Source organism: Salinibacterium sp. TMP30 (assembly GCF_038397785.1).
Classification (GTDB): Bacteria; Actinomycetota; Actinomycetes; order Actinomycetales; family Microbacteriaceae; genus Rhodoglobus.
In genome coordinates this window covers 1834390-1845338 of the sequence record NZ_CP151642.1, presented here as the reverse complement: position 1 = coordinate 1845338, position 10949 = coordinate 1834390, and the positions used below count along the sequence as shown (strand labels likewise).

At 56.5% G+C, this 10949-nt stretch carries 6 protein-coding genes and 3 rRNA genes; 6 read left to right on the top strand and 3 right to left on the bottom strand.

Features of this window, described 5'->3' with window-relative positions; translation table 11 throughout:
* Positions 1–52: 52 nt before the first annotated feature.
* Positions 53–538 carry a GNAT family N-acetyltransferase gene (locus AADH44_RS08945; RefSeq protein ID WP_341952443.1) on the bottom strand — a complete coding sequence of 162 codons (486 nt, stop codon included), beginning with the start codon at positions 536–538 and terminating at the stop codon, positions 53–55.
* Between the two features lie 756 nt (positions 539–1294).
* Between AADH44_RS08945 and AADH44_RS08940 the strand changes: the two genes are divergently transcribed.
* From AADH44_RS08940 to rrf, 3 genes are all read left to right on the top strand, one after another.
* A 16S ribosomal RNA gene (locus AADH44_RS08940) occupies positions 1295–2819 on the top strand.
* A 504-nt stretch (positions 2820–3323) separates the two neighbouring features.
* A 23S ribosomal RNA gene (locus AADH44_RS08935) occupies positions 3324–6440 on the top strand.
* A 180-nt stretch (positions 6441–6620) separates the two neighbouring features.
* Positions 6621–6737: ribosomal RNA gene (gene rrf, locus AADH44_RS08930) — 5S ribosomal RNA — on the top strand.
* The 16S, 23S and 5S rRNA genes sit together here, the layout of an rRNA operon.
* Positions 6738–6839: 102 nt before the next feature.
* Here the strand turns inward: rrf and AADH44_RS08925 are convergent.
* On the bottom strand, positions 6840–7565 hold the full coding sequence (locus AADH44_RS08925; protein ID WP_341952441.1) for a YigZ family protein: 726 nt from the start codon (positions 7563–7565) through the stop codon (positions 6840–6842).
* Here AADH44_RS08925 and AADH44_RS08920 point away from each other — a divergent pair.
* The 3 genes from AADH44_RS08920 (at position 7564) to AADH44_RS08910 (ending at position 9542) form a co-directional block, all read left to right on the top strand.
* Entirely contained in the window at positions 7564–7779 is a 216-nt protein-coding gene (locus AADH44_RS08920) for a hypothetical protein (protein WP_341952439.1), read from the top strand. The two genes, AADH44_RS08925 and AADH44_RS08920, sit on opposite strands and share 2 nt — an antisense overlap.
* A gap of 101 nt (positions 7780–7880) precedes the next feature.
* Positions 7881–8786 carry a dihydropteroate synthase gene (gene folP / locus AADH44_RS08915; protein ID WP_341952437.1) on the top strand — a complete coding sequence of 302 codons (906 nt, stop codon included), beginning with the start codon at positions 7881–7883 and terminating at the stop codon, positions 8784–8786.
* A 6-nt stretch (positions 8787–8792) separates the two neighbouring features.
* The gene (locus AADH44_RS08910) at positions 8793–9542 is read left to right on the top strand and encodes a pyrimidine reductase family protein (protein WP_341952436.1); all 750 of its coding nucleotides are present in this window, start codon (positions 8793–8795) and stop codon (positions 9540–9542) included.
* Here the strand turns inward: AADH44_RS08910 and AADH44_RS08905 are convergent.
* The gene (locus AADH44_RS08905; protein WP_341954973.1) at positions 9539–10936 is read right to left on the bottom strand and encodes an L-serine ammonia-lyase; all 1398 of its coding nucleotides are present in this window, start codon (positions 10934–10936) and stop codon (positions 9539–9541) included. The genes AADH44_RS08910 and AADH44_RS08905 overlap by 4 nt on opposite strands.
* Positions 10937–10949 lie beyond the last annotated feature (13 nt).

Sequence of the window (10949 nt, the reverse complement as noted above, 5' to 3'; positions counted from 1 at the left end):
ACTCAGCGTCGTCAGTTTTCATGGTGTCAGTGTCAGCGTCAGTGTCGGTTGCTTAGGTGCGAACGAGTCGAAGTTCGCGGATGCCCGGATCGAAGTCCATCGCTCGAACTGTGCCGTCGTACATGAAGCGGTTTCTGGCATAGAAGGAGCGCGCCCGGGGGTTCTGCTCGAGCACCCACACGCTTGCAGCGGCTCCGCCGAGCGCGGAGTCGATGAGTGCCTGGCCTGCGCCGGTGCCGTGCGCTTCCGTCAGCACGTAGATCATCGCGAGCTCTTTGCTGGGCAGAGCGGCTTCGTCGCGATTGTGTTGAGCGTGGGCAATTCCGATGATGCGGGAGTTAATCTCTGCAACGACCGTAGTGGTGTTGCTGTCGGTCAGTAGCTCGTTCCACATCGTCTCGCGCCGAAGCCGTGATTCTTCGCTCCACGCTTGTTCTGGAAACAGTCCGGTGTAGGTCTCTTTCCACGACTGAGTGTGCACGGCCGCGAGTTCTTCGGCATCGTCGAGGCGCGCTGCGCGGGTAGTGAAACTGGGCATAGAGCTATCTTCTCGCAGCTCGACCTATTCGGCTGTCGTGGTGGCACCGTAATGAAGCATTCTCATTCGGTCTCCGATCGCGTACTCTCCTGTCTTTTGGTGGGTGTTGGGGTGCGACACGCCCGGGATGGGGGAGGGTTTGGTGGGTGGGGGATTGTGCACGTAAAGTTCTTTCTTGTCACCCCAAAGGTGCGGATAACCCGGGCAGTTCTGCTGCTAGGTTTCCGGCCTCAAGTGGGGGCCAGCATCCTCTAAATCTGTTATAGTTTTAGTCCGGTCGGGTAGCGGAATTCCTCTTGTGAGTTTCGGTGTCGGGCCTTTGGATGACATCCCGCTTCATGCGTGTGTTGGTCTGTTGTTGTGTGCCGTGTGGTTCACGGTGGCGGATTTGACAAGTATGGTGAAGCTGGTAAGTTAGACAGGTTGCCTTCTGCAGTTTTGCGGGGGGCGCTTACACAGGTTTTGTTGCCCTGGGGTGAAGCCGTTTTCGGTGGAGGTCAGGAGCGTCCGATCCTTGAGAACTCAACAGCGTGCACAATGTCAAATGCCAAAAACCCGACTGTGCTTTTTGTGATCAACCTATTTCGGGTTGGTTGTGAGGGTGCAGCGGATTCCTTTGGAAAAGATATAAACAACAAAGCAAGTCAGTATTGATTTGTTCTGTCAGTTTCAAACTTGCAAGGTTCTGACCTATTCCGGTCAGTCTTTGCACAAGATGTGCTTCTGCAGGCTTTGGTCTGTGGTTGCTATCAAACATTTATGGAGAGTTTGATCCTGGCTCAGGATGAACGCTGGCGGCGTGCTTAACACATGCAAGTCGAACGATGAAGCTGGAGCTTGCTCTGGTGGATTAGTGGCGAACGGGTGAGTAACACGTGAGTAACCTGCCCTTGACTCTGGAATAAGCGTTGGAAACGACGTCTAATACTGGATACGAGCTTCAGCCGCATGGCTAGGAGTTGGAAAGAATTTCGGTCAAGGATGGACTCGCGGCCTATCAGGTAGTTGGTGAGGTAATAGCTCACCAAGCCTACGACGGGTAGCCGGCCTGAGAGGGTGACCGGCCACACTGGAACTGAGACACGGTCCAGACTCCTACGGGAGGCAGCAGTGGGGAATATTGCACAATGGGCGAAAGCCTGATGCAGCAACGCCGCGTGAGGGACGACGGCCTTCGGGTTGTAAACCTCTTTTAGTAGGGAAGAAGCGAAAGTGACGGTACCTGCAGAAAAAGCACCGGCTAACTACGTGCCAGCAGCCGCGGTAATACGTAGGGTGCAAGCGTTATCCGGAATTATTGGGCGTAAAGAGCTCGTAGGCGGTTTGTCGCGTCTGCTGTGAAAACTGGAGGCTCAACCTCCAGCCTGCAGTGGGTACGGGCAGACTAGAGTGCGGTAGGGGAGATTGGAATTCCTGGTGTAGCGGTGGAATGCGCAGATATCAGGAGGAACACCGATGGCGAAGGCAGATCTCTGGGCCGTAACTGACGCTGAGGAGCGAAAGCATGGGGAGCGAACAGGATTAGATACCCTGGTAGTCCATGCCGTAAACGTTGGGAACTAGATGTAGGGACCATTCCACGGTTTCTGTGTCGCAGCTAACGCATTAAGTTCCCCGCCTGGGGAGTACGGCCGCAAGGCTAAAACTCAAAGGAATTGACGGGGGCCCGCACAAGCGGCGGAGCATGCGGATTAATTCGATGCAACGCGAAGAACCTTACCAAGACTTGACATATACGAGAACGGGCTAGAAATAGTTCACTCTTTGGACACTCGTAAACAGGTGGTGCATGGTTGTCGTCAGCTCGTGTCGTGAGATGTTGGGTTAAGTCCCGCAACGAGCGCAACCCTCGTTCTTTGTTGCCAGCACGTAATGGTGGGAACTCAAAGGAGACTGCCGGGGTCAACTCGGAGGAAGGTGGGGATGACGTCAAATCATCATGCCCCTTATGTCTTGGGCTTCACGCATGCTACAATGGCCGATACAAAGGGCTGCAATACCGCAAGGTGGAGCGAATCCCAAAAAGTCGGTCTCAGTTCGGATTGAGGTCTGCAACTCGACCTCATGAAGTCGGAGTCGCTAGTAATCGCAGATCAGCAACGCTGCGGTGAATACGTTCCCGGGCCTTGTACACACCGCCCGTCAAGTCATGAAAGTCGGTAACACCCGAAGCCAGTGGCCTAACCCGCAAGGGGAGGAGCTGTCGAAGGTGGGATTGGTGATTAGGACTAAGTCGTAACAAGGTAGCCGTACCGGAAGGTGCGGCTGGATCACCTCCTTTCTAAGGAGCATGTGCAAGCCGTGGGGGAGCGTTCCTGTTTACAGTTCGCGAGTCCATGGAGTTACTTGCCAAGTCGTACCATCCTGTTCGGGATGGACGGCGCTCATGGGTGGAACATTGACATTGTGATCAGAGGATCTGTTTTCTCTTCAGTACACCAACGTTGTTGGTAGGAACGAGGGGAGATGGTGGTGCTGGTCTGTGCACGTTGTTGGGTCCTGAGGGACCGGGCCCGGATTGAAAGATTCGGTTTCGTACCTTAGGACTTGAGACACTCGAAAGGGTGTCTGGGTCTGATGGATCCTGGTGTCATCTCCGACGTGTCGGGGGTGGTGGAGGATACCGCCCGTATTTTGAGAACTACACAGTGGACGCGAGCATCTTAGATTCGACCGAAAGGTCGGATCACATAAATAACAATAACTTTTCGCAACTTCGGTTGTGGGAGTTCATTGGTCAATCTCAACACTTTGGTGTTGCGATCGATTCTTATACTCATGTGATAATCAATTTTCTAAGAGCAAACGGTGGATGCCTTGGCATCTGGAGCCGAAGAAGGACGTATAAATCTGCGATAAGCCTCGGGGAGCTGATAATAGAGCTGTGATCCGAGGATTTCCGAATGGGGAAACCCCGCTGGGCGTTGTAAGACGACTCAGTGACTCCCGCCTGAATATATAGGGCGGGTAGAGGGAACGTGGGGAAGTGAAACATCTCAGTACCCACAGGAAGAGAAAACAACCGTGATTCCGTTAGTAGTGGCGAGCGAAACCGGAAGAGGCCAAACCGATCATGTGTGATAGCCGGCAGGCGTTGCATGGTCGGGGTAGTGGGACTTTTTGGCTGTTACTGCCGTACAGCAAGAATTACAACGATATATAGACGAAGTGGATTGAAAGCCACGCCATAGCGGGTGCCAGCCCCGTAGTCGAAATGTGTCAATGGTTCGAAGAGTATCCCAAGTAGCACGGGGCCCGAGAAATCCCGTGTGAATCTGTCAGGACCACCTGATAAGCCTAAATACTTCCAGATGACCGATAGCGGACAAGTACCGTGAGGGAAAGGTGAAAAGTACCCCGGGAGGGGAGTGAAATAGTACCTGAAACCGTTTGCTTACAAACCGTTGGAGCCTCCTTAGTAGGGGTGACAGCGTGCCTTTTGAAGAATGAGCCTGCGAGTTAGTGATCAGTGGCGAGGTTAACCCGTGTGGGGCAGCCGTAGCGAAAGCGAGTCTTAATAGGGCGTTTTAGTCGCTGGTTCTAGACCCGAAGCGAAGTGATCTATCCATGGCCAGGTTGAAGCGCGTGTAAGAGCGCGTGGAGGACCGAACCCACTTCAGTTGAAAATGGAGGGGATGAGCTGTGGATAGGGGTGAAAGGCCAATCAAACTTCGTGATAGCTGGTTCTCTCCGAAATGCATTTAGGTGCAGCGTTGCGTGTTTCTTGCCGGAGGTAGAGCTACTGGATAGCTGATGGGCCCTAAAAGGTTACTGACGTTAGCCAAACTCCGAATGCCGGTAAGTGAGAGCGCAGCAGTGAGACGGTGGGGGATAAGCTTCATCGTCGAGAGGGTAACAGCCCAGACTACCAACTAAGGTCCCCAAGCGTGTGCTAAGTGGGAAAGGATGTGGAGTTGCACAGACAACCAGGAGGTTGGCTTAGAAGCAGCCACCCTTGAAAGAGTGCGTAATAGCTCACTGGTCAAGTGATTCCGCGCCGACAATGTAACGGGGCTCAAGCACACCACCGAAGTTGTAGATTTCGTATTTTAGGTAAGCCTTCGTGGTTCAGCCGTACGGAGTGGTAGGAGAGCGTCGTGTGGCGAGTGAAGCGGCGGTGTAAACCAGCCGTGGACGCCACACGAGTGAGAATGCAGGCATGAGTAGCGAAAGACGGGCGAGAAACCCGTCCTCCGAATGATCAAGGGTTCCAGGGCCAGGCTAATCCGCCCTGGGTAAGTCGGGACCTAAGGCGAGGCCGACAGGCGTAGTCGATGGACAACGGGTTGATATTCCCGTACTGACGAAGAACCGCCCAAACTAATCCAGTAATGCTAAGTATCTGAATCCCCTAGACCGATCCCTTCGGGGTGAGGCGTGGGGCCTAGCGTACGACCCTATTCTGGTGCGGTTAGCGTATTAACAGGTGTGACGCAGGAAGGTAGCTGAGCCGGGCGATGGTTGTCCCGGTCTAAGGATGTAGGGCGAACGATAGGCAAATCCGTCGTTCATTAAGCCTGAGACCCGATGGGTAGTCGTCAAGACGAAATCAGTGATCCTATGCTGCCAAGAAAAGCATCGACGCGAGGTTCAAGTTACCCGTACCCCAAACCGACTCAGGTGATCAGGTAGAGAATACCAAGGAGATCGAGAGAATCGTGGTTAAGGAACTCGGCAAAATGCCCCCGTAACTTCGGGAGAAGGGGGGCCTAAGGCGTGAACGGACTTGCTCCGGGAGCGCTGCAGGGCCGCAGAGACCAGTGGGAAGCGACTGTTTACTAAAAACACAGGTCCGTGCTAAGTCGCAAGACGATGTATACGGACTGACGCCTGCCCGGTGCTGGAAGGTTAAGAGGAACGGTTAGCTGTAAGGCGAAGCTGTGAATTTAAGCCCCAGTAAACGGCGGTGGTAACTATAACCATCCTAAGGTAGCGAAATTCCTTGTCGGGTAAGTTCCGACCTGCACGAATGGCGTAACGACTTCCCAGCTGTCTCAACCGCGAACTCGGCGAAATTGCACTACGAGTAAAGATGCTCGTTACGCGCAGAAGGACGGAAAGACCCCGTGACCTTTACTATAGCTTTGTATTGGTGTTCGGTTTGGCCTGTGTAGGATAGGTGGGAGACTGTGAAGCTTGGACGCTAGTTCAGGTGGAGTCATTGTTGAAATACCACTCTGGTCAAATTGGATATCTAACTTCGAACCGTGATCCGGTTCAGGGACAGTGCATGGTGGGTAGTTTAACTGGGGCGGTTGCCTCCCAAAAAGTAACGGAGGCGCCCAAAGGTTCCCTCAACCTGGTTGGTAATCAGGTGTCGAGTGTAAGTGCACAAGGGAGCTTGACTGTGAGACTGACAAGTCGAGCAGGGACGAAAGTCGGGACTAGTGATCCGGCAGTGGCTTGTGGAAGCGCTGTCGCTCAACGGATAAAAGGTACCTCGGGGATAACAGGCTGATCTTGCCCAAGAGTCCATATCGACGGCATGGTTTGGCACCTCGATGTCGGCTCGTCGCATCCTGGGGCTGGAGTAGGTCCCAAGGGTTGGGCTGTTCGCCCATTAAAGCGGTACGCGAGCTGGGTTTAGAACGTCGTGAGACAGTTCGGTCCCTATCCTCTGCGCGCGCAGGAAATTTGAGAAGATCTATCCCTAGTACGAGAGGACCGGGATGGACGAACCTCTGGTGTGTCAGTTGTTCCGCCAGGAGCACCGCTGATTAGCTACGTTCGGAATGGATAACCGCTGAAAGCATCTAAGCGGGAAGCCAGCTTCAAGATGAGATTTCCATGGCTTAGGCCGAGAGACTCGCAGCTAGACTACTGCGTTGATAGGCTGGATGTGGAAGCAGGGACTAACGACCTGTGAAGCTGACCAGTACTAATAAGTCGATAAATTGATAACACCCCACCTCACTGGAAGTCTTAGGACTTCGACTGGTGAATGAGAAGAATTCTCGCGTCCACTTTGTGGTTCCCGATTTACGGTCGGGAACTGCGCCCAGCTAACACAGCCAGGCACCCATCCTCACGATGAGTGTCCGGGTATGTTTCTGGCCCAGACTGATACATAAATCAATAGTGTTTCGGCGGCCATAGCGAGAGGGAAACGCCCGGTTACATTCCGAACCCGGAAGCTAAGACTCTCTGCGCCGATGGTACTGCAAGGGGGACCTTGTGGGAGAGTAGGACACCGCCGGACTTCAATTGTGAAATAGCCACACCCAGTGCTGAAGAGTACTGAGTGTGGTTATTTTGCGTTAACCAACGGGAACCGTTCGTCCGCCCCGGTGCGCCAGAGAAACTAGGGGGTAGGAGGCGGTGCATCCACCCACTCGATCCCGGCGGGCTCGAGCATCCGCGCACCGGCAGTAACGCCCGCAACCAGCGCAGCCAGCGCCCGCTCTCCGTTCAGCGCAGTAGTAAGCGTCATCACCGCTACGTCGTCGTACTCAGTGCCGCGAACTACGACGCCACGCTGCCTGAGCTCCGCTTCTATGCGACCCGCATCAGCGTGGGGTAGTGGCAGACGAAAGAGCTGCCGGCGCTGACGCAGAACTAGGCCCGGCGCGACGGTGGCTTGCTCGACAGCGGCGGTTGTGGCATCCGAGTAGGCGCGAACGAGTCCGCCCGCGCCCAGAAGTGTGCCACCAAAGTAGCGCGTCACAACGGCAACACAATCAATGAGATGTCGACCGTTCAGCACATCGAGGATAGGGCGGCCCGCAGTGCCCGACGGTTCGCCATCATCATGGGAACGTCGAACCTGATCCGGCTGGGTGCCGGAACCGAGTACAAAAGCAGAACAGTGGTGTCGAGCATCGCCGTGTCGCTGGCGTGCGGACTCGATTACGTCGCGGGCATCATGCTCCGACTCGACCCGCACGAGTCGACCGATAAAGCGCGAGCGTCTGATGTCAATTTCGGCCTCAGCCCAAGCACCCACACCTCCGCCTAGTGTAAATTCGAGCACCCGCTCATTGTCTCGCAGCGAGATGATCGCGCGGGCGGCGTAGGCTGAGAACATCATGGAGCTGTTTGCCGCAATCGTCCTCTTTCTCAGTGCGCTCTTCAACGTTGTGGCATGGCCACGATTCTTCAAGCGCGTAAGCGCAGACCCACGAGCCCGTGACACCGCGGGTAAACCGACCGCGTTCTACCGCGTGCACGCGATTCTGCTGGCGATCGCGCTGCTGCTCGCGGCGGCATCCGCAATTGCTGGCACGCTGCTACTTCTCAGCTAGAGACCTCTGGGCGAACGAGACGTACGTCCACTTCACAGACGAGCAGATGTCTGCGCAGCATTGCTATGCGTTTTTCAGCAACGTCGCCCATGATAGGAAGCATGAGTTTTGCGCTCCCTCCGCTCCGAAATCCGCACCGAACGATTGGTGATCGCACCTTCGACTTTGATCGTCAGGTTGCCGTCATGGCCATCGTTAATCGCACGCCAGACTCCTTTTATGACAGTGGCGCAAATTTCGCGTTGGAGGATGCCGTGGCCGCGGCACTACGTGCTGTCGCGCAGGGTGCGGATTGGGTCGACATCGGAGGAGTGCCCTTCGCCCCAGGAGAACCCTTGAGCGTAGACGACGAAGCTGCGCGCGTGGTCCCGGTGGTGCGTGCTCTACGCGAAAAGTCCGACGTGGTGATTTCGGTAGATACATTTCATGCGGAAGTAGCTCGTCGAAGCATCGAGGCGGGCGCGACCGTCATCAATGACACAACAGGGCTGAGTGACCCCGACCTCGCTGCGCTCGTTGCGGAGAGCGAAGCCTCCCTTGTGCTTGTTCACTCGCGAGCCCAACCGCGCACCCAGTTCGCTCGCCCTCAATATAACGATGTCGCCGCCGAAGTGCGGGATTTTCTTGCGGCAAAAGTGGAGGTAGCGCGTGCTGCAGGGATCCCCGACGATCGATTGTTTGTCGATCCCGGGCACGATCTCAATAAGAACACCCTGCACAGTCTTGAGCTCACACGGCGGCTCGATGTCATCGCCGCTTTGGGGCTGCCTACGCTAGTTGCGCTCTCGAATAAGGACTTCATCGGAGAGGTGCTCGACAAACCCAAGTCCCAGCGGCTGGAAGGCTCGCTCGCGGCTGCTGTGGCCTGTGTGCTGAATGGCGCCCGGGTGGTCCGAGTACATGAAGTGGCAGAGAGCGTGGCGGCAGTGCGCATGGTTGAGGCCATCTTGAGGTTGCGTGAGCCCGCAATTCTGAAGCACAACATGTCAGATGCCAACGAAAGGTAGTTCCCCATGGTAAACGCATCCGAGATCCACACGCTGATGGCGGGCGCTTCTCTCACAGACGAACAGCTGCTAGCCAGCTACTCTGTGGCGGATCGTTCGGTGCCCTGGTTGCGCGCCAACTTCATTTCCAGCATTGATGGTGCAGCAACTCACGAGGGAACATCGGGAGGACTCGGCACAGACGCCGATGGCCGTGTTTTCGCGCTGTTGCGCAGGCTCGCGGATGTGATTGTTGTTGGTGCTGGCACGGTGCGCCAAGAGGGTTACCGAAATCTCGCTCTCGACGACGAGGCTGTGGCGTGGCGAACAGCCAATGGTCTGTCTGCGCAGCCACCATTCGCTGTCGTGAGTGCGTCACTGCGACTGGAACCGAACGACCTCGCCAGTTACGCGACGCGGCCCTTCATCATCACTACTGAAAGTGCCTCGGAGCAGGCTCGCGCGCGGGTGGAGAAGGTGGCCGAGATAATAATTGCCGGCGATACCTCCGTCGACACCGTCGAGTTGAAACACGCGCTGGCCGAGCGAGGGTATCCGCAGCTTCACAGCGAAGGTGGGCCGACCCTGTTCGCAACGATGATCGCTGAGGGAGTCGTCGACGAGCTCTGTTTGACCCTTAGCCCTCGGTTAGAAGGTGGTTCAGCGCGACGGATCGTGGATGCTGCCGAAGCGACGCCGCAAGACATGGCACTTGCGCAGGCTCTCAGCGGTGCTGATGGAACGCTCCTGTTGCGGTATGTCCGAGCAGCTCGTTAGCACTCCACGACGTTGACGGCGAGCCCGCCCATTGACGTTTCTTTGTAGCGTGAGCTCATGTCTTTACCGGTTTCGGCCATCGTGATGATGACTTCATCAAGGGAAACCCGGTGAGTTCCATCACCCCACAGCGCCATTTTCGCCGCATTGATTGCTTTGGCCGCAGCGATCGCGTTCCGTTCGATGCACGGAATCTGCACGAGACCCCCGATCGGATCGCACGTGAGGCCGAGATTGTGCTCCATCGCGATTTCTGCTGCGTTCTCTACCTGCTCGGGTGTTCCGCCTAAGATTTCGGCTAGCCCGGCCGCAGCCATTGACGATGCTGAACCGACCTCACCCTGGCATCCGACCTCGGCTCCAGAGATCGACGCCATGCGCTTATAGAGCACTCCGACAGCGGCACTGGCGAGCAAGAAACGCACTGTGGCGTCATCCCTCGTTGCCTGATCGGCATCCTTCATCCCGGGCGCATAGTGCGTTGCGTAGAAAAGGACGGCGGGGATGATGCCAGCAGCGCCGTTGGTCGGCGCTGTGACGACGCGGCCACCCGACGCATTCTCCTCGTTGACTGCGAGAGCAACCAGATTCACCCACTCCTGCCAGAAGGCTGGATCACGGTCGGGATCTTCGCGGCGCAAGCGTGCGTGCCAGTCGGGTGCGCGCCGACGCACATTGAGGGTCCCGGGAAGATTGCCAGTGCGCTCGAGACTGCTGTTCTTGCATTCGTCCATGACATCGCGGATATGCAGGAGACCAGCGGTCACTTCATCCTTCGTGCGACGCGCGAGTTCGTTGCGCAGCATCACGCCGCTGAAGCTGAGGCCCTCGGCTCGGCAGTGAGCAAGCAACTGTGCGGCAGTGCGGAACGGTAGGGGATCGGCGGCTGTGGCGGCGTCGGTGGACGAGCTGCCGTCACGGTTGTCACCCTCCCGGTAGATGAATCCGCCACCGATCGAGAAGTACGTTGCCTCGAGCACAGCGCCACCGTCGGCATCGTATGCCGCGAAACGCATGCCATTCGGATGCCCGTCAAGCACCGTGAGCGGATGCAGCGCAATCGCGCCCTCGGTGAACGGAACTTGCCGGCTACCAGCAAGCTGAAGCATCCCTGAGCTCTCGATGCGCTCAAGGATCGTTTCCATCTCCGCGGGAAGAACCTGGTCGGGAAGCTTTCCCTCCAACCCGATGAGCACAGCACTCATGGTGCCGTGACCTGCGCCCGTAGCGGCAAGAGAGCCATAGAGTCGCACGCTGAGCGAGGCGACAGAATCGAGCATCCGGTGTTCGGCAAGATCTGCAGCGAATGATGCAGCCGCGCGCATCGGGCCGACCGTGTGAGAGCTGGAGGGGCCGATGCCGACGGTGAACAGGTCGAAGCTGCTGAGCGGCACCTCTTCTAGGGAG